We start from the raw sequence: 24,701 nt of genomic DNA on the forward strand, positions 1-24,701 counted from the left end.
TTTTCAAACTGCTGAAATTCTGACTTAGAAAATTCTTTTTCAAAGAGCAAGACTTTCAGGGTTTAAAACTTGATCGCACACAATCGCGGAAAATTATATTATGTCCAGACTAATTGTTTCTTTACCCCCATTCATAGGCACTTCTGGTTCCGATCTAGTGGTGGGACAAGAGGATAACGCAATCCCAGCAATTGGAATTGAGGTTCTAAAAAACGGAGTCATTGATACTGAAGCAGATAACGATACTATCGAGGGTAGTGGCACCGGGGGCGACGACAGTGACGCTGGTGGCACAGGCACAGGCATTGCTAACAGTGGCATCATCAATGCAGGGAGTGGAGACGATACGATCTCTGGCACAGGCAGTGGTGGTTCCGGGTATAGAAACTTTCAATCTGGTACAGGTATCTCTAACACTCAGGGTGGTTACATTAATGGAGAAGACGGAAAAGATTTGATCAAGGGAACCGGAACGGGAGGTGACGGAAATGGTGGAATAGGCATCCAAAACACTCAGGATAGCCGCATTGATGGAGGATTTGGGGATGACTCTATCGAGGGAACTGGAATTGGAGTATTTGAGGGGAATGCTATAGGAATCTCTAACACTGAGGGCAGCAACATTAATGGAGGAGAAGGGAATGATTCCATCAAGGGAACTGGAATTGGTGGAACTAGTAGTACTGGAGGAGAAGGTACAGGTATCTTCAACAGTGGTGGTAGCAACATTAATGGAGAGAAAGGAAACGATTCTATTGTTGGTATCGGCAAGGGGAGTGATGCAAGCGAAGAACCTTTTAGATCGTACTATGCGGGTAGGGGTATAGGCATCTCCAACAGCAAGGGTAGCACGATCGCTCTTGGGCAGGGAAACGACTATCTCTCTGGCACAGGCACAGGTGGTGCAAGGTTCTACGCTGATAACCCTTTTGGGCAAGGACCAGTGGAGCTTGCACCTGGTGTAGGTATAGGCATTGTTAACAGTGGCACAATCAATTTAGGCGATGGCAACGATACCCTCATTGGCAGTGGCATTAGTCAAGGCACAGGTATTCTTAATACTGATGGCATTATTTATCAAGGGGCAGGAGATGATATCCTTACTGGCTATGGCACCAGCATTGGCATTCAAGGCGGCACGATTGATGGCGGAAACGGTAAAGATGAATTCAAAGCCCGTCGAATTGATGCTAACGGTAATACTGTTTCCAATCAAGGGGGTGCTATTGCCGATGTATTGATTAAGGGTGGAGGTGGCGACGACATATTTGATGTTGGTTACGGTAATGCCACGCTCGATGGTGGATCGGGATCGGATAAGCTAATTCTGTCTAATTTCAAAAGTGATTATATTATTACAGGTACAGGCAGCCCCAACAATTACACCATTAAGCGGGATCAATTTACCTTGAATGTCTTGAATGTTGAGGAAATTGCCTTTAGTGGCGTTCCTCTACAGCAAAATGTACTTGGGACAGTGAATTAAGAATTTTCAACAAATAAATTATCCAATCTTGTGGAGTGGGATGAGGGCTTGAAAATCGCAGCAGTCGGTTATCAGAAGTGCAACAAGAACACTTCACTTTTTGTAGTGCTAAAAATTACCCAAAGTTAGCACTACAAAGAGTAATATCATGTTCGCTTGATTACTTACTAAACCCGAAGAACCCCACCCCGCCAAAGCTACGCTTCGTCTCCCCTCCCGAAGAGCGGGGAGGGGATTAAGGGGAGCCAGTGCGGTCTTGGGGTCTCCCCAAGTGGAGCATCTGGCGTGTGGGGTGCAATGACTGTGGAAATCATAACTAATTAGGCGGACATGATATAACCCTCAAGCCTTGTAATGACTAGTGACTATAGGTATAAATATTTACCATAAGAATAAAAAAATCTAATTGCTAGTAAACAGCCCCGATCGCAATTTTTAGGTAATTAAACCATAGTACCCGGTAGCACAGCTGTGCTGCCCTACGGGGGATTGAAACAAAATCCCTCAATACTTTAGAGTTAATAATAAACTCAACTTCAAAGCGCGATCGCAATGACTGATAAAGAACTCAAACATCTAATTGAGAGTAATGCTAAAACAGTCCAAGCTATGTTAGATGAAATGGCGGAAGCACGACAAGAACGCCAAGAACTCCGAGAAGGAATGCTCCAAATTCAGAATGCAGTAGCACAATTAACGAATATACAAGAGAGAATAACCAATTTACTAATTTCTATTGATGGCGATCGCCCCACAATTCTTAAAAAACTCTCGGCACTGGAAACTAAGCTTGACCAGTTATTGCAGCAAAAGCCAACGGATGAGTTAGGGTAAACACTCATAATAATGCCTAGACGTGTTGAAACAACATTTATTTTCCTGAAACAGTCGATAATGTAAATAAATGTAAAAAAATCTCAGGCAGGATAAAAGCATCTATGCGTGTAATTCCAAAAACTGCTAAAATGCTTTTATTTCAGTCATTAAAAGACTGAAATCCACATTTTGAGCATGGAATGAGCATTTATGGTTAGCAGCGTTAAAACTGCCACTGGTAAGGCTAGGAAGGGTGAAGTATCAGTCAGGTTAGACTCTGGGAATGTTAAGGCTTGTTTCCCGCGTCCTTACTTCCCAGGTGAACCTCACCAAGTGAAGAAAGCAACAGGTATTTCAAAAATAGAGGGATGGGAAGACAAGGCAGGAATACTGAAACGTAGGTTACAGCTAGAGGTAGAGGAGGGAAAGCTTACAAACCCAGATGGAACATTTAACGAAAATAGATTTCGTGAAATTCTTGTAGAGCAAAGGCTTAAACCAAATTTAAAAATAGTAGAGAATGCCACAACGTCAGACGGTCAACTCCCACCTAAACCAGAGTTATCTATTCTTGAGGTTTGGGATATGTATTGTGAGTACAAAAAACCATCCTTGAAAGAAACAGTCTACAAGCTTGACTACTGTAAACGTTACCCAAATTTAATTAAATCAGCAATTAAAGCAGTAGGAGATAAAGACGGCGAAAAAATTAGAAACTGGTTGATAGAAAATCGAAATTTTGAAACAGTTAAAAATCTTTTATCTTATTTATCAAAAGCATACGATAGAGCGATAAAATCTAAGCTTGTTAATTACAATCCTTTTGAGGATATGGCTCAAGATTTACAGCAAGTAGGCTCAAAAGGGAAAAAACATAGTGAAGTAGAAATAGAAAATGATAAAGATGTTTTAGACAAGACAAAAGCTTATACCTGGAAAGAAGCTAAAGACGTACTTTTTTACATAAAGAATAATCCTTATGTTTGTCATTGGTATTTTTTTGTAAAATTTAAATTCTTGACTGGATGTAGAACAGGTGAAGCAATTGCCTTCATGTGGGGAGATGTACTATGGGATAAAAAACAAATTGTTTTTAGGCGAACATATAATGAACGCATTAAAAAGTTTCTTCCCACGAAGAATGAAACTATAAGATTTTTCCCCATGCCTGAAAACGGTGAACTATGGAATCTCTTGAAATCAGTTCCACAAGGTGAGTTAAATGAAATTGTTTTTAAATCAAAAAACAATAGAATTATTTCTGCTAGAACTTTCAACAATACTTGGCATGGTGGCGTTAACGGAACAAAAGGGATTATTCCAAGTTTGATAGAGCTAGGTAAACTATCTAAATACTTGCCACCTTACAACACTAGACACACGTTTATTACTCATCAAGTATTTGATTTAAGTAGGGATGAAAAAATAGTAAATGCATGGTGCGAACATTCGGAAAAAGTCAGCAGAAGGCATTATCAAGATATATCGGACAAAGCTTTGCAAATAAACCCTGACTTACTTGACGATCAGCAAAGTTTACAACGATCAGAAATTGATTTACTTAAACAACAGCTAGCCGAACAGCAAGAGTTAATTAATCGACTAATGGAAAGTAAAGGTAAATAGAGAAATATTTTCCAAACTTCTCCAAGTACAGACTCTAAGTAAATTAAAAACCTCTAGGAATAAGCATCCTAGAGGTTTTTTTGTGTATGCCACCTACACTAAATAACTGATAAACAACTAAAATCACACTCACCTTTGAGATCCATTTTTATGAAAGGTGTGTGTAGCAAGCATTCTAGACACTGCAAAACTATAATTTTATTTTTGGTGGCAGTAACGACGTAGCAGACATACATTCACACTCATCAGCGAATAAATTCCTGTTTCGTAACGCTTTATAAAAAGGTAGGAAAAGTAGGATAAGTAGGTAATTTGGTATGAACCCTTGATTATCCTGTTTTCAGCTTGATACATTAAGTATGCAGTCAATTTCGCAGTTGCAAGCTCATGAAGATTAGTCAATACTTCTCAAAGAAAATCAAAGTAACAGGCTTGATAACATTATGATAAAAGTCTTCATCAGAACTAAAAGCTTTGTCATCAGCTTTTAGAACCCATACATCTGATAAAAATGTCGGGAAATACGTGTATCACCACATTGGAATTAAAGACGCTCAAGCCGACCCTTTTCAAACATCCTCTAGAAACTTTTTAAAGATTTTGTCTATTAAACTTTCGTTCATAAAGTTTTCTAGTAATTTTACTATATTTGTATATTTGTTCACAGAGTATCTTAAGGATTGCCACCCTGGTAAATCATATACTTTTTCTGTTAATAACTTTTTGTAATATTTTTGTATTTTTTCGTATTTACAAAATGGTTGTTCGCGATTTAAAAGATATCTATATTGATAAATACCTATAATGAAATCCTCTTTTTTGACGTTACATTTATTGCCATTCAAACCAACAATTTCATCTATAAACTTTTCAGAATTAGGTGAATTTTGATATTTTTCAATCATGACATTTTTATTGTTTGAGTTAAGATATTTGAACAAGAAATCTTCAAATTCAGAGGAATAAATAAGATCAGTTTCGCCTGTTGTCTCTTCGTTTTTGTTATCTGCATTAAAATCGTACATAAGTATTTCCTCAACTGTATAAACTTAGTCTTCCCATATCAAGCTTGAAAACTCTTACCTGTGATAGATTGGCGCGGATAGGTATAGAGATTCCTGATTCTCACATCTTCTGTGGATGGTGCTGATGGTGTAGCAATGGCGAACAATTCCGGTTAATAGGTGTTAAATCGTTGTAGGCTCTGGATCGCAGGGTCTACAGCCTGACGATGAAAATCAATCGGCACGGACGTGCGAGGTTCTAAAAAAACGTTAAAAATTGTGCCGTAATGGTTTTACCTGGTTGTGATAGCTTTATTGATATCTTTAAAATTTTTCTAATAACGCGCTTTTTGAAAAAACATAAGCTATTTTTGATACAACCTTTATCAATCTGTAATTTTTATGGCAAAGCAAACAAGCATAAAAGAAGTACAGGCAGAAGCAACGTTAGCTTTTTGGCAAACAGCTAAATGTTCTGCTGAATATATAGAAGCTATGCTCAAAAATCCAACATTGGATGGAGATTTAGCCAAGCTACAAGCAGCCTCCCATGTTTTAGAAACTGCTTTTAAACCTGTTCCTAAAAGTTAGAAAATATTAAAGTTTTGTAAAACTATAAATTTAAGGCTAGAGTCAATTTTCTAACCCTAGCCTTAAATCTGTTATATATATATTGCTTTTCAACTATCTGTAGTTTAGACAGAATCTTAGAAATAAAGCACTAATTACTGTTGCCTTCCTTTCTTTTCATCCAGTGCTTTTTGAACGGCATCTCTACAAAACTGTGCTGGATTATCCTGTTTCTGTATTTCTTCCTTCATTTCCTTGGTAGCTCTAAAAGTAACATTTTCAGTTAATTCTTTACTTGGCGGATTGTCAAAGTTTTGAGGATTACCCTTACGGTTAGGCATTGTTGAGAGATGTAAACATAGCTTGTTTCGGCGCAAGCATCGAAATACAGTTTTATTCGGTAGGCAATTTACCCTGAGAAAGTTGTTACCTACCGATACCACTTTTAGCAAATGGTTACTCTATGTTTACACGTTCGGAACTTGAAAGCAAAACTATTCAAGAGTTACGTGATTTATGCCGTCGTTATGGTTTAAAACCAACTGGTAACGCTGGATATAAGACTAGCTACGTTACTTCACTTATAGCCTTTCCTGCGATCGCACTTAACCAGATGCAAGAAGGTAGGGGATTAAGACGGTTAAGTTTTGAAGCTTTCCAAAATATCGGCGCTGCACTCGATCAAATGAATTCTCCAACTGATGAACAAGCAGCGCTTATCAAAATCACGATGGAAAGACGTTCACTTCATCCGCCTCAATCATGGGAACAGCAAAAGCTTCTCAATCTCTACATAGCTAAACAAAAGCTAGAAGAGGTGATGTATTTACTTGCTGAGTAGATAGGTTAAGAATTTCAAGCTAATAGCAAAAGACCTCATGGGAGGTCTTTTTTTTTGTTTGTGTCCGAAGTTCTCCAAGTAGTTCTTAGAGAAACTAGAACATAATCAACGTATAGATAATATTTTTGTACTACTTTCTCTCATTCTCAATAGTGGGTGATAATGACTCTCGCTGTGGTCTGAATTATGCCTAAAATGCCCTAGAACCTAGTACTGGCAAGAGCATGATGGAATCTACCAGTAATTAAAAATAAACCCCCTAGTGGCAAAAACGGCTGTAACCCTTGTGTGGTGGGGAGTGAGTTAGACTTAAAGTATTACTTGGAGTTTTTTTGAGGTTAAAAGTGTGTGAGCGTTTATTGAGCATCAACAATGAGTATATATTAATACTTATTCTTGATGCTTAATTACTTAAATTATGGTATTTGAGCATTAAGTGAGCATTTTCTGAAAAATAAACTCTCAAAGCATAGGTTTTTTGTTTGTATGCGTGTAATTTTAATGACTGGCAAAGGCGGCGTGGGCAAAACTTCCGTCGCTGCTGCAACTGGACTCCGTTGCGCAGAACTAGGCTATCAGACGTTGGTTTTAAGTACAGATCCCGCCCACTCCCTCGCAGACAGTTTTGATATGGAACTGGGACACGTACCCCAAAAAATTCGCCCAAATCTCTGGGGTGCTGAACTGGATGCGCTGCAAGAACTGGAGGGAAACTGGGGTGCTGTGAAACGTTATATTACCCAAGTTTTACAGGCAAGGGGTTTAGACGGCGTACAAGCGGAAGAATTGGCGATTTTACCAGGAATGGATGAGATTTTTGGTTTGGTAAGGATGAAACGCCATTACGATGAAGGTGAGTTTGATGTCTTAATTATCGACTCAGCCCCCACCGGCACAGCACTGCGTTTGCTGAGTTTACCTGAAGTCGGTGGCTGGTATATGCGCCGTTTTTACAAACCATTTCAAAACATCTCGGTGGCACTTCGACCCCTAGTTGAACCTTTGTTTAGGCCAATTGCCGGTTTTTCGCTACCTGATAAAGAAGTAATGGATGCACCTTATGAGTTTTATGAACAAATTGAAGCTCTGGAAAAAGTATTAACAGATAATACTCAAACCTCAGTGCGTCTTGTTACTAATCCCGAAAAAATGGTGATTAAAGAGTCTCTCCGTGCCCATGCTTATCTAAGTTTGTATAACGTTGCAACAGATTTAGTTGTGGCGAATCGGATTATTCCAAGTGAAGTTCAAGATCCATTTTTCCAACGCTGGAAGGAAAGTCAGGAGCAATATCGCCGAGAAATTCATGATGATTTTCACCCTCTACCTGTGAAAGAAGTTCCCCTATTTTCTGAGGAAATGTGTGGATTGGCTTCATTAGAACGCCTGAAAGAAACTCTTTATAAAGATGAAGATCCAACTCAGGTTTATTACAAAGAAACAACTCTTAGAGTAGTGCAAGAGGAAAACCAATACAGCTTAGAACTTTACTTACCTGGTATTCCTAAAGACCAAGTTCAACTTAGTAAAACTGGAGACGAATTAAACATCACTATTGGCAACCATCGTCGTAACTTAGTTTTGCCACAAGCCTTAGCAGCACTACAACCAGCCGGAGCAAAGATGGAAAATGACTATCTAAAAATTCGCTTTGCTGACATCACAAAAGTTTAATTTTGTTGAAGGTTACTCTGTCAACAAAAACTTAAAACTAAAAAGCAAGAATTTTCTCTTGTAGCTAGTACAGACGCAATCTTTTTAGCGTCTGTTTTTATGATGTTTTGGTAAATTTTTATAAAAGCAAAAAAAATATTTTTATTAATGATTTGACCGTAGTTTTACTGAAGACAAAATGATCAAATAAATTTCACAATATCTTTAGATTTAATTATGCCAGTTTTCAAATTATTAATTTATTTTGCTATAAACAATGACCTCCAACCCTGAACAAGATTTGCCCTTATATCGTCATGAAGAAAGTTTACTACGCCGCATTACAAACCGTATCCGACGCAGCTTAGAGTTGGAAGAAATTATCACAGTGACAACGGCAGAAGTGCGATCGCTATTAAAAACTGATCGAGTGATGATTTATAAATTTCATCCCGATGGTAGTGGTCAAGTGATTGCTGAATCAATTAATAAAAATTGTTTGCCGTCGCTACTGGGGCTAAATTTTCCCTCCGATGACATCCCATCCTATGCCCGTGAACTATTTCTCAAATCACGGGTGCGTTCTGTTGTAAATGTTGACACTAAAGAGATTGGTCAAATTCACCTGCGTGACTTGGAGAATGGAGAAACTATATCAGAGGAGATTCGTTACCGCCCTGTAGACCCCTGCCATATTGAATACTTAACGGCAATGGGCGTAAAATCTTCTGTAGTAGCGCCTATTCTCTATCAAAATCAACTTTGGGGAATGCTGGTGTCTCATAATTCCCAAGCGCGTTCAATTTCAGAATATGAACTAGAAGCCATACAAATGGTAGTCGAGCAACTGTCAATGGCGATCGCTCAAAGCACCCTTCACACTCAAGTTCGCAAAACAGCCGAACGAGAAGCGATCGTTAACCGCATTGCTACCCTACTACATTCACTACCGACGATTGTTTTACAACCTGCCCTAGAAGCGGCTGTTGCTGCCTTTGATGGTGTTGGTGGCAGGCTTTGTATTAGAAATGAAGCTCTTGATTTCCACAATGGCAACGTCACAAGCTTAACAGAATGCTTAATACCAGGAAATACTTGTATCAAGCTTTATATCTGTGGACAGCAACCTGTAATGCCAGAACAAACTATATATCCACTGATCGAGCAATATAGTATCTGGCAGGAACACTACAAGGTTACTAACTACGATGTTTGGGCAATTTCAGATATACATAACACTCCTGGCTTGCGAAGTTTGCAAGTTGCTTTTCAACCAACTAAAATTCGCAGCGTGTTGATGATCCCACTCCAGTATCGTCAGCAGTTGTTAGGCTATTTAAGTATTTTCCGCAATGAAGTAGATACAGAAACTTTATGGGCGGGGCAGCATGAGTGCGATCAAAGGCAACAGTACCCCCGGCGATCCTTTGAGGTTTGGCGCGAATCTAAAAAAGCACAAGCTCAACAATGGACAATTGAAGAGATTGAACTGGCTAGAAACCTCAGTAAACATTTTGCTTCCGCAGTTCAGCAGTATGAACTACACCAACAAGTACAAGTTTTCAATGAAAATTTAGAAAAACAAGTTAGAAGACGCACTGTTGAGTTACAACGCACAGCTGAACAAGAACAGGCTGTGTTTAAAGTTATTGCTGAGATTCGAGAATCTTTGGATACAAATACGATTTTTCAAACCACAACTAAAGAAGTTTGTCAATTAATCAAAGCCGATCGCGTTTCTGTTTATCGTTTCGATTCTAATTGGGGTGGTGAATTTGTCGGAGATTTTGAAGCTGCTAGTCCATACTGGTCGAATGAGTCAGAACTAGGTATTAATACAATTTGGAATGACACCTACTTACAAGATACAGAAGGAGGACGTTACCGCCACAATGAAACATTTGCAGTTGATGACATCTACAAGATGGGGTTTACTCAGTGTCATATCGACAATCTAGAGCAGTTTCAAATTTACGCTTTTGTGCTTGCGCCGATTTTTGTTGGGCAAAAACTTTGGGGTTTACTAGCAACTTATCAACACACTGGCCCTCGGCAATGGAAAACTTCTGAAGTTAACTTTCTCAGTCAGATTGCGGCCCAAATGGGTGTTGCACTTCAGCAAGCTGATTTACTCTCTCAGACACAACAGCAGACATTAGATTTGCAACAAGCAGCAGAACAACAACGGGTATTGTTTGAAGTTGTGGCGAAAGTTAGGGAATCTCTTGACCTAGATGCGATTTTTCAGACAACTACCCAAGAAATCTGTAAATCACTACAAGCGGATCGAGTTGCAGTCTACCGCTTTGAGGCTGATTGGAGTGGTGAATATATCGCCGAGTTTGTGGGTGGTAACTGGTTAAAGTTAGTAGGTTCAGATACCAAGACAGTTTGGCAAGATAGCTATTTACAAGAAACCCAAGGTGGGCGATATCGTCACAATGAAACCTTTGTAGTCGATGACATTTATGGAGCTGGCCACTCTGAATGCCATGTTACGGCTTTAGAGCAAATTCAAGCAAGAGCTTATGCGATCGCACCTATATTTATCGGGCAACAGCTATGGGGCTTGCTAGCAGCTTACCAAAATTCTGCACCCCGCCATTGGGAAGCCTCGGAAATTAAATTTATTACTCAAATTGCCAATCAGCTTGGGGTTGCACTCAAACAAGGGCAATTACATAATCAAACCAAAGAACAGACTCAAAAGCTAGCTCAAGCTTTGCATGATTTACAGCAAACTCAAACCCAACTGATCCAAACTGAGAAAATGTCCTCACTAGGTCAACTGGTAGCTGGCGTTGCTCACGAAATTAATAACCCCGTGAACTTCATTTATGGCAACATCAATCATGTCAACGATTACACCCAAGATTTGCTTAGTATACTAGAACTCTATTTACAGAATACTCCCAACCCTAGTCCCGAAATTAGCGATCGCGCCCTTGAGATTGACTTAGAATTTATTATGGAAGATTTGCCCAAAACTCTGTCTTCCATGAAAATTGGGGTTGATCGCATCCGGCAGATTGTCTTGGGTTTACGGAATTTCTCTCGCCTTGATGAAGCAGAAAAAAAACCAGTTGATATTCATGAGGGGATTGATAGCACCTTGCTAATTTTGCAGCATCGCTTGAAAGCAAAACCAGAAAGTCCGGCAATTACATTAATCAAAGAATATACTAACCTTCCTTTAGTGGAGTGCTATGCTGGGCCGCTAAATCAGGTATTTATGAATGTTTTAAGCAATGCGATCGATGCTTTAGAAGACTACACAGAATCTCAATCAAAACCTCATAACGGCGAAATTACTATCCGTACTGCTCTTGGAAAACTTGAAGGCAATATCAAAAGTGTAGTAATTCGCATTGCAGACAATGGGCCAGGAATACCCGAATCCCTGAAGGCAAGAATCTGCGATCCATTTTTTACAACTAAGCCAGTGGGAAAAGGCACTGGCTTGGGGTTATCAATTAGTTACCAGATTGTCGTAGATAAACACGGCGGTGTGCTTAAATGTGATTCTCAGCTGGGGTTAGGTACAGAATTTTGGATTGAAATTCCGATTAAACAAATTCGTCATTAGTCATTTGTCATTAGTCATTTGTCATTGGCAAAGACTTTTACCTTTAAGTGAAGTGCATTAACCGATCTCAGACTCTTTGAAGAAGTTGGGGATCTAAATCAGGGTTAAATAACATTTCATCCTACAGTAATTGGATTTTTATTTGATAAATAACCTCTAACTTCTAAGTTGCACCGGCATAGCTAAATAGGTCATTTTCAAACCACCCAATGGTGTAAAAATGACTGGAGTTAGGCTTTGATTTAAATGCATTTGAATTTCGGAGGATGGCAACTCTTTCAAGCCTTCCATCAAGTATTTAATATTAAAAGCAATTTCAATATTTTCCCCAGAAATTTGTGCTGGCATCGACTCTCTACCACTGCCCACATCTTGAGCTTCACAAGATAAAGTAATTTCTTGAGCTTCGCTATCAATACTGAGCTTGACAATATTATTTTTCTGATCGGCTAAAACAGCAATCCGTTCCAAAGTGCTGACAAATTGTCGCCGTTCAATTGTTACTTGTCGCTCAAATTGGCGGGGAATTAATTGTCGATAAGCAGGATATTGCCCTTCTAATGTGCGACTAGTCAAGCGTTGATTTTGCCATGCAAACACAACTTGACCTTGATCGAAATATAAAGCTACAGGTTCATCTGATGAGGCGCTATGAGCTAACATTCGTTGAAGTTCGCGTAATGCTCTTGCTGGTACTGTCACTTCTAGTTGACTAGTTCCGCCTAGAGGACGCTCGTTGCTAGTTTCTACGACTGCGAGGCGATGTCCGTCTGTAGCTGCAAATTCTAGGGTGTCTTGTTTAACTGTTAAATGCACACCAGTGAGTACTTGCTTGGTTTCATCAGCACTCGTAGCAAACAATGAACCGCGTAATCCCTCAATTAATGCAGTGGTGGTGAGATGGATTACTTCTGTATTTTCAATTATAGGTAGTTCGGGAAATTCTTCCGGCCCCATTGCTCGGACTTGGTAATGTCCACTTTTGGGTGTGAGTGTGACTATTAAACCTTCTCCACCAGATGTTGCACCTGTCACGGCTGATTCATCATCTAGAGTGATTTCGCCTTCTGGAAGACGAGAGGTGATGTCTACAAGTAACTTAGCAGGAAGTGCGATCGCCCCACTTTGCCATACCTCTGCGTTAAAGCTGGTGCGGATTCCCAAACTGAGATCGAAAGCTGTTAAGCTTACTTGGTTGGTTTCAGCATCCGCTTGTAACAGCACATTGGCAAGTACTGGATGAGTTGGTCGTGAAGGTACTGCACGACTAACAAGTGAGAGGTTTGTACTGAGATCGCTTTGGGAGCAAACTAATTTCATAAGTCAGATGCAGCTAGTGAAAGATATCCTAACATCCTTATGTTTATAGGCGATCGCTAACGAAGTTGCTTAAGAGGTTGTTTGAAAAGTAGTTAGCTGTGATTTTAGGCACTTGTTGATTCCCTAATCCCCTTAAAATCTGAGTTCAAAATGCTTATCCAAACCGTATTGAGCTTTAAGGGGCTATTTTATCGTAAAAGTTAAGGCAAAGGCGATGGCTCATCCCATTTATTATTTGATGGGTGAATAAGTTTGTAGTAAGGACTTTAGTCCTTGATTTGAGTGCTAAAGCGCTTACTACAAACTCAGCAAACTTAATGGATTACTAGAAAATTCCATAATGTCTATTGCAATTATAGTTAGGCAAGTTTACCTTGTGGAAAACTTGTGGAAAACTACTTGAGTTTTTCCACAAGGTAATTATACTTAAATAAATTTTGACTGTAGAATATCAAGTTTTCCCCAGTTTTTTGCACAATATAAGTTAAATTTAATCAATTTTTAGACGTTACTTAATATTCTTGACTAATTCTTCAGCCGTCAAAATTCATAATTCAGACTGCTGCTTGTGGAAAACTTAAAATAAATCTTCAAGATGGTTTTTGAGAACGGCTAGTCATATTGATGCGATCGCTCAGTTGGCGGATTGTTTGTGCTAAAGTGCGATCGCTCTCCTGGAGTTGGGTAATTTTATCGCAACTATAGATTACCGTTGTATGGTCTTTACCACCAAACTCCTCACCAATTCTCGGCAAACTCAAAGCTGTGTGTTGGCGCATGAGATACATTCCTAATTGACGCGCCCAGCTTATCTCTCTTCGTCGCGAGTTACCTTTGAGGTCATCTATTGAAACATCAAAATTATCCGCCACAACTTTTAAAATTGCTTCTGGGGTTGCTGCCATTTTTTCATTAGGCGGTTCTAAAACTGGTGTGATATTTTCCACCGTCATTGGTAAACCCCAAATAGAAATATAAGCCACCGCCCGAATTAAAGCTCCTTCTAATTCTCGAATATTAGAAGTATAGTTAGAAGCAATATACTCAATCACATCGCGGGGAAGACTAATATTTTCATCCTCAGCCTTTTTCTGCAAAATTGCCATTCTCGTTTCTAAATCCGGCTTTTGGATATCGGCAATTAAGCCCATAGAAAACCGAGAACAAAGACGTTCTTGCAAGCTAGGAATTTGGTTAGGTGGACGATCGGAAGCAATGACAACTTGTTTACCAGCTTCATGTAGAGTATTAAAAGTATAAAAGAATTCCTCTTGGGTATATTCCTTTCCTTCAAGAAACTGAATATCATCAACTAATAAAACATCAGCCGCCCGGTAATGCTCTCGAAAGCTTTGCATACTATCCTTACGGATGGCTGTAATTAAATCATTAGTAAACTGCTCAGTAGAAACATAAAATATTTTACAATTAGGAAAAATTGCATAGCGATAATGACCAATAGCTTGCATCAGATGAGTTTTACCCAAGCCGACACCACCGCATAAAAATAAAGGGTTAAACTCTTTACCTGGAGATTCTGCAACTGCTAAAGAAGCAGCATGAGCCATACGATTGTTAGCACCAACTACAAATCGCGAAAAGACGTATTTAGAGTTTAAGTCAGTAGTTTTATGATTGTGATTAGCAACAGGTTCAGAAATACTGCTGGAATTTGGTGATTCCCAAGCAACCTCTCGTTCACTAAAATGAGAAACTTCATCACCTTGAGCAACGGTAATATAAATTCCCACCGGATGGCCAAGAATATCTTGGACTACATGAGCAATGGTATTGATGTAATACTTCTGTAACCAATTACGAGCAAATGGGTTAGGAGTGCGGATAACCAAGCAATTATTTTCTAATCGCTCTGCACTAGCAGTTTTGATCCAAGTTTCAAAGGTAGGTCGGGATAGTTCAAGCTTTAGGCGCTCTAGTACCTGACTCCACAGACTTTCTATGGGAATTTCCATTATCCACCACCTTTGCTGCTAATCGTCACAATAGAAGAGAAAGCACTAATTTAGCATTGAGACACGCTAGACCTAAAATAAGCTTTTAAGTTGTAAGCAAACTGAGTGCTGAGTGCTGAGTGCTGAGTAAAGCAAAAATTTATCAGAGCTTTTGTACTCAGTATATGTCTCGTCCCTTTATTATGAGCGGTCTTTTAACTCAGCACTCAGCACTTTTAACTCAGCACTCTCATTGACACGGAGAAGCAACAACACATGAAGATAACAAACCATCACTCAGCGCCCAAAAAGATTGAAACCAGGGGCTTACCCCATAGGTTGTGGATGCTCTCATACGGGGTAGCAGTGGTGTTCCTGGGGAGCTGCTCTCTTCTACCTGCTAGGACTGTTGATAATCAGCAAAGCGATACTCAAGCCCAAAACACAACACAACCTAATCCGGTAATTGTCCCCCCGCAGATTTTCTCTTCGTCTGGAGATCCTAATTTTGTCGTGAAAGTAGTGCAACAGGTGGGGCCTGCGGTAGTTCGCATTGATTCTTCCCGAACAATCACTTCTCGTGTACCAGACGAATTTAACGATCCATTTTTCCGGCGGTTTTTTGGAGAGGGAAACCCACGGTCTAGACAAAGGGTAGAGCGTGGTAGCGGCTCTGGATTTATTATTAATTCTTCAGGGCAGATTTTGACTAATGCCCATGTGGTAGATGGTGCTGATAGAGTGACTGTCACACTCAAAGATGGCCGAACTTTTGATGGGAAAGTACTTGGTGAAGATCCGGTAACTGATGTGGCTGCGATTAAAATTGACGCTAATAATCTGCCAACTCTAGCTGTGGGTAACTCCGATACCTTGCAACCAGGAGAAGCAGTAGTAGCTATTGGCAACCCGTTAGGCTTGAATAATACCGTCACTTCTGGGATTATTAGTGCCACAGGTCGTTCTGGTAGCGATATTGGTGCTAGTGACAAGCGGGTTGATTACATCCAAACGGATGCAGCGATTAACCCTGGTAATTCTGGTGGGCCATTGCTTAATGCTCGTGGACAGGTAATTGCGATGAACACAGCTATTATTCGCGGCGCTCAAGGTTTGGGATTTGCTATCCCTATTAACACTGTACAAAGGATTGCCCAGCAATTAATTGCTACAGGTAAGGTGGATCATCCTTATTTGGGTGTGCAGATGGTGACACTGACACCAGAAATTAAAGAAAAGATAAAAAATGGAGCAGGCGATCGCTTAAATCTTACAGCAGATGAAGGCGTTTTGCTGGTTGAGATTGTGCCGCGATCGCCTGCATTTGTAGCTGGACTACGAGTCGGTGATGTAATTAAAAGCATTAACAGCCAGCCTGTTACTAAAATTGAAGAAGTACAAAGGCTAGTAGAAAAGAGCAAAATCGGTACTAAATTACCCATAGAAGTGGAACGCAATGGGCAAATTGTCCAAGTAGGAGTTCAACCTGCTCCTTTGCCTGTTAGACGTGAAGGATGATGTTAGTCATTTGTCATTTGTCATTTGAAAAATAACTGACATACTATGCCCCATGCCCCATGCCCCATGCCCAATGCCCCATTACCTAAAGGAGCTTTATCATGACTGAATTAGCGCCAATAATTCAATTAGGCAATCCAACATTGCGCCAAAAGGCTGCTTGGGTTGAAAATATTCAAGATGAGCAGATCCAAAAATTAATTGAAGATTTAATCGCCACTGTTGCCAAGGCTAACGGTGTGGGAATCGCTGCGCCTCAAGTAGCACAATCCTATCGTTTATTTATTGTGGCTTCCCGTCCTAATGCCAGATATCCCAACGCCCCGGAAATGGAACCTACTGCCATGATTAATCCCAAAATCATTGCTCATTCAACTGAAGTTGTCAAAGATTGGGAAGGTTGTTTAAGTGTTCCAGGAATTAGGGGGTTAGTTCCTCGCTATAAATCTATTGAAGTCGAATACACTGACTCTGAAGGCAACTTACAAAAACAAGAATTAACCGATTTTATCGCTCGGATTTTTCAACACGAGTACGATCATCTCGACGGTATCGTATTTGTAGATCGCCTAGAGAATACTCTCGATATGATTACCGAGCAAGAATATCAACAACGAGTAGTTAACAAATAAATAAGAGTGGGGAGTAGTGTATTAATGACAAATGACAAATTTAAGCGTGTGATTCGCAAACTTGCTCGCCCCGCCATAATTGATATAGCCGAGTTGCTGGCATTGTCATATATAAAACATCACCATCACTGAGATTGGTTTCTAATAAATCCCAACCATGAAGAGTTTGGTGATTTGTTTCTACGTACAAAGGTACACAATCAGCAGACATCGCAACATCTTTTACCCATTGACCGCAAAAGACGTGTGAAGCTGTAATTACAGTGGCAAAAGCTACCCAAAGACTATCGGCTGTGATGCCATTGCCCAGGATACGTCCCCCTAGCGCAGCAGCAGCAAAAGCTGGCGCTGCTAATTCAGCCGGACTCAGCACTGCATCGAAGCCAAATAGCTGTTGGGCTATGCCAGCAAAATCAGGATCGCCATAATGAACAATCACCGGAATACTGGGTGCCAAACCTTTGGCTTTGAGGGCAATTTCCAAATTGGTAGCATCATTGCTAGTAACAGTAATCACTGCGGCAGCAGAGTTTATATTGCTAGCTTTGAGTATTGTGCGGAAGCTGGCATCACCCTGAATCACAGGGATACCGAGTTCGCGGGCGGTGTTGATATATTTACTGTTGGAGTCGGGTTCAACGACGACAACTTCATGTCCGCTGGCGTGGAGTTGCTGAACAATTCTCACCCCAATACCACTTAAGCCACAGACAATGTAGTGCGATCGCTGGGGAATTCGGGCTGCATCCCAAAATTGCTTAAAGCGGCTGCCTAAGACAAAATCGGTGAGCATGGCATACCAAATACCAATCACCACTGCTCCAATCAGCATCATCACAACAGTAAATAACTTAATACTGTTAGGAGCATTTTCTACTACTTTGTCATTACCACCCGCTCCCGTAATCATGCCTACAGAAAAATATAGAGCATCCACAGGAGACAAACTCAACTCAGCCGACATATAGGTGAATGTAGCGATCGCAATAACCGTCAATAGTGCAATAGCACCCACCACTACCGATCGCCCGTGTTCCTGAAACTGCCTAAAATTAGTCATAACTTTTAGCAGTTTTCTAATCAACGATCTCCGGGGGGAACGGATGCGGGGTTGTGTACCAATAATTATGCGATCGCCTACTTGGATTTCTTGGCCAGCTATGACAGCTGATACCAAATCCATCTCACCTTTAACTGGTAAGTAATAAATTAGCATCCGCGATCGGTCTTCCCACAATTCACTCAGCTTTAAACCTCTCCAGAAGTGGTTTTCATCGATGTATTCTTCGTGAATTGGCCAAGTTTGCTGAAATAATTTGATTTGTCCGATCGCTCGGTTTCCCAGCGCTGCAAAGGTGAATACGGGTGCTGCTAATCCGACAACACTCATACTCAAATGGTCTGGCAAACTTTGATCTAGGCGCTCTCCTAAATTTGTATTATAAAAACGGTTGATAATCCGAATCTGGGGATTCAGCACCCGCGCTTGCATCATAATAGATAAATTCAGAGCATCTTTAGATCCAGCGATGACTAAAGTGTGTGCCTGTTGAATTCCTGCTGCTGTTAGGGTAGAAGCTGCTTGTAAATCTCCAACAATCACATCTCCTGCTGTTTCGCCGGGGATAAATTGGTGATGAATGCCAACAACGAAGGCTCCCTGATGTCTCAGCAGACGAAAGGTTTTATATCCGGTACGTCCTAAGCCACAAACAATAATTCTGGGTTTCATGAAACGGCAGCATCTTTTACAGGTAGGGCTGCATTTCTAGTTAATTATCAATATTGTTGCTTACTTTCCTGGAATATAACTGTAGCTGACAACACGATTGTTTCAATTAGAGGCAGAGAGCGGGGAGAGGAGCAGGGGAGAAGTTGCGGTAAGTTTTTCCCCTCTGCCTCTTTGCCCCTTTTTCCGCTCAAGCTTGTGAGAAATGGAGAGCAAGCAGGGTTTGAACAGGCAATAAAATAATCTAGAAAAATATGGCAATTTTTGTAGGTTGTGATACGCTATCTGCTTGAGAAGTGTGGAGGAGCCGAAAATGACTAAGCTGCGGGTGGGGTTACTGTTTGGCGGTCGTTCGGGAGAACATGAAGTTTCGATCAAATCAGCACGGGCGATCGCTAACGCCTTGAGTGCAGAGGAAAATGCTAGTAAGTACGAAATATTGCCTTTTTACATCCAAAAAAATGGTCACTGGCTGGCAGGAGAAGCACCCCAAAAGGTTTTAACCACCGGCAATCCGCTACTGGAATCGGCAGAATCAACATCTGTTGGAAATCTGACATCCAACCCTCAAGCCCAAACTCTGAGCAATTGGCAATCTCCCTCTCAAGTTGCCCAAGTAGATGTTTGGTTTCCCATCCTCCACGGCCCTAACGGTGAAGATGGGACAATTCAAGGGTTACTCACCTTGATGCAAGTCCCCTTTGTCGGTTCTGGGGTGTTAGGTTCGGCAATGGGAATGGATAAAATTGCCATGAAAATGGCTTTTGAGCAAGCGGGATTACCCCAGGTAAAATACAAGGCGGTAACTAGATCGCAGGTTTGGTCTAATCCTTGCGTATTTCCGAAACTGTGTGATGAAATTGAGGCAACATTAGGTTATCCAGCTTTTGTCAAGCCTGCTAATTTGGGTTCATCGGTGGGTATTGCCAAAGTGCGATCGCGCCAAGAATTAGAAGCTGCTTTAGATAGTGCTGCCAGTTACGATCGCCGACTAGTTGTAGAAGCTGGAGTAGTCGCTAGAGAAGTTGAGTGTGCCGTTTTAGGTAACGAGCAACCCCAAGCCTCTGTCATTGGAGAGATTACTTATGACAGCGATTTTTATGATTATGAAACTAAATATACTGAGGGTCGAGCAGATTTACTGATCCCCGCACAGCTTCCAGATGCGATCGCTCGTCAAATTCAGGACATGGCTTTGCAAGCTTTTGCCGCTGTTGACGCTGCTGGGTTAGCAAGGGTAGATTTTTTCTATGTGGAAGCAACACAAGAAGTATTTATTAACGAAATCAATACGTTACCAGGCTTTACTGCGACGAGTATGTATCCTCAACTCTGGGCCCATAGTGGAGTCTCCTTTCCAGAATTAGTAGATCGGTTAATTCAACTTGCTCTTGAAAGGCATTCTCCTAGCTGACAGAGGAAATAAGCGAACTAATTTTAGATTATTACGGTAAAAAGTCACGATAAATACAGAACTTTGGCAAAAATTAGCCAGATTTTGTAACTTATGTTTTACAAAAAAGCTACTAAAATCTCAACTTTGTTACGGATACCTGATGCTTGACTCCTCCAGTACAATTTATTGACTAGAGGGGTACAAATCTGAAAGTAATCATGGAAAAAAGTCAGAGTGTACAGCGCGAGCGAACCCAATTAAAAAGGGCTACTCCAGAGCTGACAAACAGGAAATCGAGACTAAGAAACAGCTCGAATGTTCTGATATATCTGGTTGCACATCATCCTTGGCTATTGTTGACTGGGTGTTTAGCCATGTTTCTGGGAGGTGGCACCTTTGCCTTATATAGCTTAGGTAATGCTGGCCCCGTACCACAAGAAGAACCAGAAAAAATCCCAGTTATAGTTGAAGAACCAATCAGTCCGCCCTCTGAGAATAGCAATCCTACACCTTTATGGATGATTGCTGCGATCGTTCTCAGTTGTGGTGGTGGTTCATTGCTGATTTTCCGAATGCTTAACCGCACCAAGCAACCGCAAAAAGTTCAAAAACAGATTAATCGCCATCAGGTACGCTTGGCACAGAAGCATCACCAAAAATTGGAACCAAATCTTCCCAAGAGTCAGCCAATTTTTGTGCCACAGCCACAACTAATGCCCCTTATGCAGATGCAACCTAAAACAAAGCATCTGGTAACTGTTCTCCCAGCAGAACATAAGCACCACCTGGATACGCGCACAGAACCCTTAGCAGACTTGATGGATCTTCGTAAAAATAGTTCATTGTCTGCTATTTTACGCCAGTATTAATACTACGTAAAGTAAAACCCCGTTAAACTAATACTTTTTGCCAATTAGCTTGGCTTAGATTCCCGACTTTATTTAAGAAGTCGGGAATCTTGTTATATAGCGGTTTGACTACTTTTAAAAAGTTAGATATGAGCAATTAGAAAATTTAAAAACTTGCCAAAATGGCAACCAGCTTTTGATGATTCAAGTTAAATTGTATGAAGATAAACGACTTCAAGGGTTTGATTATCAGGGGCTACCACCTAAGCAAATTCCTTTTGTAAAACACTATTTACTAAGTGATTTACAAAAACAAAAAGCTATCTATAACAATTATTTGCAGAGTATTTATCTCAGTAAATAAATTCAATAATCAGGTTTGGCATTTGCTGCAACAGGAATATTAAATGCGTGCAGGCGTTGTTGAACTACGCATTAGCCCCCAACTAACGGGTAACGTCTGTATACATTCCTGTTCACTTCAGCAGCAAATGGTAGAGTGGGAGTTTGAAAGCTGACTGATATGCTTCCTCCCACTCTCTTTTTATCGAAATAGAATTCAGGAGTCTGAATTCTTCTTTAGAAGTTAGTATCTTGTAAAAACTCAAGAATCGTTTTATTCAACACCTCAGAAGCGCCAGTTGAAGCATCATGACAGCAGTTAGATAAAATCTGTAATTTGGAATTGGGGATATGTTGATGTAATTTTCTACCATGACTAGCAGGAAACCAACTATCTTGCTCACCCCACAAAACTAATGTAGGACACTTAATTGCACTCAGATTATTTTGAATTTTGGTGAGCATATTGGGCTTATTTGCTTGCCAATTCTCAATTTCTCGCGCGGCTATTTGTAACTCTTCAGCAACTTTTGCGATCGTACCAGGCAATTCAGTAAACGGGTAAGTTATCCAATAGATATCTTCCTGCGTCAAGATTGAGGGATCGAATAATACCCTACGTCTTTCTATTGCCATAACTTCTCTAAATAGAGGTGCAAACAGATATGTCAGACGTAACGAGTCAATTGTTTGCATTATTTCTAGGGGCGTTTTGGCAAGCAACCACATAGACCAATGGGGTAGCTGTTCGGCAAAAACAGGTATGTTTACTACTATCAGCCGTCCGATTAACTGCGGATTTTCTTGAGCAAGAGCAAGGGCAACTAATCCCCCCAGAGATTCGGCCACAATCACTGCGGGTTCATCACATAATGCCTGAATAATTCTTTGAAACTCAATAACTTGATGACCATTGTGTTCTCTACGAGACAATGGTTTTTCGGAAAAACCAAAACCTTTAGCATCAAAACAAATTACTCGGTAATATTTAGATAATGCTGCTACGCTGTGGCGCCAATTGTAGCTCCAACTCCCCATTCCATGTAACAAAATTAGCGGTTTACCTGTACCTTTTTCGCCATAAGCAATTTGTATAGGATAACCTTTAGCATCAGTAATAACTAGACTTTGCCGACCTTTGGGAAAAGTAGCTTGCCACCAATCTTTCATTCTTTTATCAATAAAAATTTAACCGCCAGTTAAGGCGTTCCACAAGATTCTAATTAGTATCACAGGCAATGCTACTAAGACAATGGAGATTAGCAATAATCCAACTAAAACGGCAAAGATAAACCATCTGTCTGCACTCTTTTGCTCGCTGGGAAACTTTAAGTATTCTTCCAACAGCTTGATATTATTAGTGTTAGCTCTCCAGGCGAAATCAAAAAAGTCTCCCAAAACTGGGACAGCGCCTACCAAGCCATCAATGATTACGTTCAAAACCATTTTACCTAGAGTAGCTCTAGATACGCCTAGCCGCGCTGCTTCTAGAATGATGTAGCTAGAAAACATTATTCCCAAAAAATCACCACCAATCGGTATGAATCCTAAAATTGGATCTAAACCAAAACCAATTTTTGTGCCAGGAATGGTAATAACATTATCCAGCAGCCGACTTAACTGACGCAGGCGTTTCAAGGTGGGTGCTTTCGCATCAGGTTCAATCATCGGAAATCGAGGAGGAGAATCAGGCATGGAGGCGATCGCTAACTTTGTATTGAATCGTTAGATATTTTACTCCCCTACTGAGCTTTTGCAATCATTTTCTCAGGGATTTACGAATAATATTTTACTTTCGATTGCGGCTGGGCTTTTAAGCGCATATCTTCGCCGACAGTCACGTTCAACTGATCGCCGATTAACAGAACAGCAGCGCTCATTGACAGCCAGAGCATTAAAACTATCACAGCTCCTACAGCACCATATACTTTATTATAATTGCCAAAATTCGCCACATACAGCCGAAATAGGGCAGACAACATTGCCCAAAAAACAGCTGCTAAAATTGCTCCAGGCATCATTGGCGTGCCTGAGTCCCACTTGCTTGGCCCATAGCGATAGACAAAGCCAAAGGCGACAGCAACAATGCTTAAAGCTAAAGGCCAGCGTAACAGCTGCCAAAGATGTAACAAAAAGATTAAAGAAGCATTTTCACGTACTACTATTCCCAATAGCCAATCGCTGGTAAACACTAAGAAAGAAGCCAATACTAAAAGCAACATAGTACCAACCGTTAATCCCAGAGAGACGAGCTTGGCTTTCCAAAAAGGGCGGATGTTTTCTGGAGGAATTTGATGGATTTGATCGAGGGCTGTCATAGCTGTATTTACCGCCCCAGAAGCAGCCCAAATTGCTAATACAAAGCTTAGAGAAAACAAACCGCTGTTTTTGGAGTTGGTAATTTCTGTGGTGGCAAAATCACGAATCAAATCCAAGGCTTGTTCCGGTAAGACTTGACTTAGTTGCACTGCCAGTTGTTTAAAGGTGTTTTGTAAAGATTCTGCCAATAAACCAATAGCTGTGATAATAGCAAGAATTGCTGGAAACAGCGATAGCATTGCATTGTAGGCAATTTCCGAGGCGAGTCCAAAAAGTCGCCTTTCGATTGTCCTGGAAAAAGTTTTTTTAATCGTGCGCCAATTGAGGTGGCCAAAGAAGTGAAAAAAACGAGGCTTTGGCATAATTTAGAGTTAAAACTGGTTGGGTTGATTAACTACTGTGCTAAATTTTGCGTAGCGATCGCATCTATCTTTCTACCGCAAGAATACCGAGTGGGAAGTGGGGGAAAGTTCCTAACTAATGACTATTAATCTATGAATCAAGATTTAACACAACAGTGGTTGACAGAAATCCAGGTAATCAAAGAGCAGATGGCACAGCTGCAACACGAGCGCGATACGGCTTGGGAGAGTGCCCAAAAATGGCGTCAGCTTTACAATACAGAAGCAGAACAACGCCGCACAGATGCCCAACTTTCCCAACAGACGATCGCCTCCCTCAAGGCAGAACTGCATAAACTCCAAGGTTTTGAAGTAGACACACTGCCTGCTGGGACACCAGTAGCGATTCAACAAGAAATAGAACAACTAAAATCTGTGGAAGATTTGCAAGCTAAACTCATCACCGCGATCAAAGAACGCGATCGCCTCTTGCAAGCTTTGAAAACTGAGCAGGACAACCACGCCCAAACCCGCAATAGCCTGACTACTGCCTTGGGTGATGCTATTGATAGCTTGACACGCGAACGAGCAGGGGTAGGGAGCAGGGGAGCAGGGGAGAAGTTGCAGTAAGTTTATCCCCTCTGCCCCTCGGTCACTGAGCGTAGTCGAAGTGCAGCCTCTCGCAGAGAAGTGCTGCCCCCTACCTCTTCCCATACCCAATA

At 40.8% G+C, this 24,701-nt stretch carries 20 protein-coding genes; 12 read left to right on the plus strand and 8 right to left on the minus strand.

Annotation, left to right across the window (positions count from 1 at the left end):
• Positions 1-100 precede the first annotated feature (100 nt).
• From RMY16_RS14430 to RMY16_RS14440, 3 genes are all read left to right on the plus strand, one after another.
• Positions 101-1,486, plus strand: coding sequence for a hypothetical protein (locus RMY16_RS14430; RefSeq protein WP_322736919.1), 1,386 nt, complete (start codon positions 101-103; stop codon positions 1,484-1,486).
• A 552-nt stretch (positions 1,487-2,038) separates the two neighbouring features.
• Positions 2,039-2,320, plus strand: a complete 282-nt coding sequence (locus RMY16_RS14435; RefSeq protein ID WP_322668865.1) for a hypothetical protein — start codon at positions 2,039-2,041, stop codon at positions 2,318-2,320.
• Between the two features lie 192 nt (positions 2,321-2,512).
• Positions 2,513-3,928, plus strand: coding sequence for a site-specific integrase (locus RMY16_RS14440; RefSeq protein WP_322736920.1), 1,416 nt, complete (start codon positions 2,513-2,515; stop codon positions 3,926-3,928).
• Between the two features lie 569 nt (positions 3,929-4,497).
• Here RMY16_RS14440 and RMY16_RS14445 read toward each other — a convergent pair.
• The gene (locus tag RMY16_RS14445) at positions 4,498-4,953 is read right to left on the minus strand and encodes a hypothetical protein (protein WP_322736921.1); all 456 of its coding nucleotides are present in this window, start codon (positions 4,951-4,953) and stop codon (positions 4,498-4,500) included.
• 381 nt (positions 4,954-5,334) lie between these two features.
• On the opposite strand from RMY16_RS14445, the gene RMY16_RS14450 reads away from it, so the two are divergent.
• On the plus strand, positions 5,335-5,523 hold the full coding sequence (locus RMY16_RS14450; RefSeq protein ID WP_322736922.1) for a hypothetical protein: 189 nt from the start codon (positions 5,335-5,337) through the stop codon (positions 5,521-5,523).
• 134 nt (positions 5,524-5,657) lie between these two features.
• Here RMY16_RS14450 and RMY16_RS14455 read toward each other — a convergent pair whose 3' ends face one another.
• The gene (locus RMY16_RS14455; protein WP_292775647.1) at positions 5,658-5,843 is read right to left on the minus strand and encodes a hypothetical protein; all 186 of its coding nucleotides are present in this window, start codon (positions 5,841-5,843) and stop codon (positions 5,658-5,660) included.
• A 122-nt stretch (positions 5,844-5,965) separates the two neighbouring features.
• Between RMY16_RS14455 and RMY16_RS14460 the strand changes: the two genes are divergently transcribed.
• From RMY16_RS14460 to RMY16_RS14470, 3 genes are all read left to right on the plus strand, one after another.
• Positions 5,966-6,343 carry a hypothetical protein gene (locus RMY16_RS14460; protein ID WP_322736923.1) on the plus strand — a complete coding sequence of 126 codons (378 nt, stop codon included), beginning with the start codon at positions 5,966-5,968 and terminating at the stop codon, positions 6,341-6,343.
• Between the two features lie 486 nt (positions 6,344-6,829).
• Positions 6,830-8,017: a TRC40/GET3/ArsA family transport-energizing ATPase gene (locus RMY16_RS14465; protein WP_322668866.1), complete on the plus strand. Its 1,188-nt coding sequence runs from the start codon at positions 6,830-6,832 to the stop codon at positions 8,015-8,017.
• A 256-nt stretch (positions 8,018-8,273) separates the two neighbouring features.
• Positions 8,274-11,582 (plus strand): GAF domain-containing protein, encoded by a 3,309-nt coding sequence (locus tag RMY16_RS14470; RefSeq protein ID WP_322736924.1) that lies wholly within the window; start codon positions 8,274-8,276, stop codon positions 11,580-11,582.
• A 156-nt stretch (positions 11,583-11,738) separates the two neighbouring features.
• Here RMY16_RS14470 and dnaN read toward each other — a convergent pair whose 3' ends face one another.
• Both dnaN and dnaA read right to left on the minus strand, forming a co-directional pair.
• Positions 11,739-12,902, minus strand: a complete 1,164-nt coding sequence (gene dnaN / locus RMY16_RS14475; RefSeq protein ID WP_322668869.1) for a DNA polymerase III subunit beta — start codon at positions 12,900-12,902, stop codon at positions 11,739-11,741.
• A 590-nt stretch (positions 12,903-13,492) separates the two neighbouring features.
• Complete coding sequence (dnaA, locus tag RMY16_RS14480) at positions 13,493-14,875, minus strand: chromosomal replication initiator protein DnaA (RefSeq protein WP_322736925.1); 1,383 nt, start codon at positions 14,873-14,875, stop codon at positions 13,493-13,495.
• 255 nt (positions 14,876-15,130) lie between these two features.
• On the opposite strand from dnaA, the gene RMY16_RS14485 reads away from it, so the two are divergent.
• Positions 15,131-16,372: an HhoA/HhoB/HtrA family serine endopeptidase gene (locus tag RMY16_RS14485; protein WP_322736926.1), complete on the plus strand. Its 1,242-nt coding sequence runs from the start codon at positions 15,131-15,133 to the stop codon at positions 16,370-16,372.
• A 101-nt stretch (positions 16,373-16,473) separates the two neighbouring features.
• Positions 16,474-17,004 carry a peptide deformylase gene (def, locus tag RMY16_RS14490; protein ID WP_322704675.1) on the plus strand — a complete coding sequence of 177 codons (531 nt, stop codon included), beginning with the start codon at positions 16,474-16,476 and terminating at the stop codon, positions 17,002-17,004.
• 40 nt (positions 17,005-17,044) lie between these two features.
• Here the strand turns inward: def and RMY16_RS14495 are convergent, their stop codons facing one another.
• Positions 17,045-18,736 (minus strand): NAD-binding protein, encoded by a 1,692-nt coding sequence (locus RMY16_RS14495; RefSeq protein WP_322736927.1) that lies wholly within the window; start codon positions 18,734-18,736, stop codon positions 17,045-17,047.
• Positions 18,737-19,046: 310 nt separating this feature from the next.
• Here RMY16_RS14495 and RMY16_RS14500 point away from each other — a divergent pair, with 310 nt between their 5' ends.
• Together RMY16_RS14500 and RMY16_RS14505 are read left to right on the plus strand one after the other, a co-directional pair.
• The gene (locus RMY16_RS14500) at positions 19,047-20,147 is read left to right on the plus strand and encodes a D-alanine--D-alanine ligase family protein (protein ID WP_322736928.1); all 1,101 of its coding nucleotides are present in this window, start codon (positions 19,047-19,049) and stop codon (positions 20,145-20,147) included.
• Between the two features lie 200 nt (positions 20,148-20,347).
• Positions 20,348-20,998, plus strand: a complete 651-nt coding sequence (locus RMY16_RS14505; RefSeq protein ID WP_322736929.1) for a hypothetical protein — start codon at positions 20,348-20,350, stop codon at positions 20,996-20,998.
• 558 nt (positions 20,999-21,556) lie between these two features.
• On the opposite strand, the gene RMY16_RS14510 is transcribed toward RMY16_RS14505, so the two are convergent.
• The 3 genes from RMY16_RS14510 to RMY16_RS14520 form a co-directional block, all read right to left on the minus strand.
• Complete coding sequence (locus tag RMY16_RS14510; protein ID WP_322736930.1) at positions 21,557-22,489, minus strand: alpha/beta hydrolase; 933 nt, start codon at positions 22,487-22,489, stop codon at positions 21,557-21,559.
• A gap of 18 nt (positions 22,490-22,507) precedes the next feature.
• The gene (locus RMY16_RS14515; protein ID WP_322666751.1) at positions 22,508-23,014 is read right to left on the minus strand and encodes a DUF4112 domain-containing protein; all 507 of its coding nucleotides are present in this window, start codon (positions 23,012-23,014) and stop codon (positions 22,508-22,510) included.
• Between the two features lie 80 nt (positions 23,015-23,094).
• Complete coding sequence (locus RMY16_RS14520; protein WP_322736931.1) at positions 23,095-24,000, minus strand: YihY/virulence factor BrkB family protein; 906 nt, start codon at positions 23,998-24,000, stop codon at positions 23,095-23,097.
• 132 nt (positions 24,001-24,132) lie between these two features.
• Here RMY16_RS14520 and RMY16_RS14525 point away from each other — a divergent pair, with 132 nt between their 5' ends.
• Positions 24,133-24,609 carry a hypothetical protein gene (locus RMY16_RS14525; RefSeq protein WP_322736932.1) on the plus strand — a complete coding sequence of 159 codons (477 nt, stop codon included), beginning with the start codon at positions 24,133-24,135 and terminating at the stop codon, positions 24,607-24,609.
• Positions 24,610-24,701 lie beyond the last annotated feature (92 nt).

It is taken from the genome of Nostoc sp. DedQUE12b (genome assembly GCF_034530835.1).
Classification (GTDB): Bacteria; Cyanobacteriota; Cyanobacteriia; order Cyanobacteriales; family Nostocaceae; genus Nostoc.

Excerpts from the sequence above, each read along its gene's own strand:
- RMY16_RS14520 (WP_322736931.1), bottom strand. The coding sequence starts at position 24,000 with ATGCCAAAGCCTCGTTTTTTTCACTTCTTTGGCCACCTCAATTGGCGC.
- RMY16_RS14435 (WP_322668865.1), top strand. The coding sequence starts at position 2,039 with ATGACTGATAAAGAACTCAAACATCTAATTGAGAGTAATGCTAAAACA.
- RMY16_RS14450 (WP_322736922.1), top strand. The coding sequence starts at position 5,335 with ATGGCAAAGCAAACAAGCATAAAAGAAGTACAGGCAGAAGCAACGTTA.
- RMY16_RS14440 (WP_322736920.1), top strand. The coding sequence starts at position 2,513 with ATGGTTAGCAGCGTTAAAACTGCCACTGGTAAGGCTAGGAAGGGTGAA.
- RMY16_RS14455 (WP_292775647.1), bottom strand. The coding sequence starts at position 5,843 with ATGCCTAACCGTAAGGGTAATCCTCAAAACTTTGACAATCCGCCAAGT.
- RMY16_RS14515 (WP_322666751.1), bottom strand. The coding sequence starts at position 23,014 with ATGCCTGATTCTCCTCCTCGATTTCCGATGATTGAACCTGATGCGAAA.
- RMY16_RS14525 (WP_322736932.1), top strand. The coding sequence starts at position 24,133 with ATGAATCAAGATTTAACACAACAGTGGTTGACAGAAATCCAGGTAATC.
- dnaN (WP_322668869.1), bottom strand. The coding sequence starts at position 12,902 with ATGAAATTAGTTTGCTCCCAAAGCGATCTCAGTACAAACCTCTCACTT.
- RMY16_RS14500 (WP_322736928.1), top strand. The coding sequence starts at position 19,047 with ATGACTAAGCTGCGGGTGGGGTTACTGTTTGGCGGTCGTTCGGGAGAA.
- RMY16_RS14460 (WP_322736923.1), top strand. The coding sequence starts at position 5,966 with ATGTTTACACGTTCGGAACTTGAAAGCAAAACTATTCAAGAGTTACGT.
- RMY16_RS14485 (WP_322736926.1), top strand. The coding sequence starts at position 15,131 with ATGAAGATAACAAACCATCACTCAGCGCCCAAAAAGATTGAAACCAGG.
- def (WP_322704675.1), top strand. The coding sequence starts at position 16,474 with ATGACTGAATTAGCGCCAATAATTCAATTAGGCAATCCAACATTGCGC.
- RMY16_RS14430 (WP_322736919.1), top strand. The coding sequence starts at position 101 with ATGTCCAGACTAATTGTTTCTTTACCCCCATTCATAGGCACTTCTGGT.
- RMY16_RS14505 (WP_322736929.1), top strand. The coding sequence starts at position 20,348 with ATGGAAAAAAGTCAGAGTGTACAGCGCGAGCGAACCCAATTAAAAAGG.
- RMY16_RS14470 (WP_322736924.1), top strand. The coding sequence starts at position 8,274 with ATGACCTCCAACCCTGAACAAGATTTGCCCTTATATCGTCATGAAGAA.
- dnaA (WP_322736925.1), bottom strand. The coding sequence starts at position 14,875 with ATGGAAATTCCCATAGAAAGTCTGTGGAGTCAGGTACTAGAGCGCCTA.
- RMY16_RS14510 (WP_322736930.1), bottom strand. The coding sequence starts at position 22,489 with ATGAAAGATTGGTGGCAAGCTACTTTTCCCAAAGGTCGGCAAAGTCTA.
- RMY16_RS14465 (WP_322668866.1), top strand. The coding sequence starts at position 6,830 with ATGCGTGTAATTTTAATGACTGGCAAAGGCGGCGTGGGCAAAACTTCC.
- RMY16_RS14445 (WP_322736921.1), bottom strand. The coding sequence starts at position 4,953 with ATGTACGATTTTAATGCAGATAACAAAAACGAAGAGACAACAGGCGAA.
- RMY16_RS14495 (WP_322736927.1), bottom strand. The coding sequence starts at position 18,736 with ATGAAACCCAGAATTATTGTTTGTGGCTTAGGACGTACCGGATATAAA.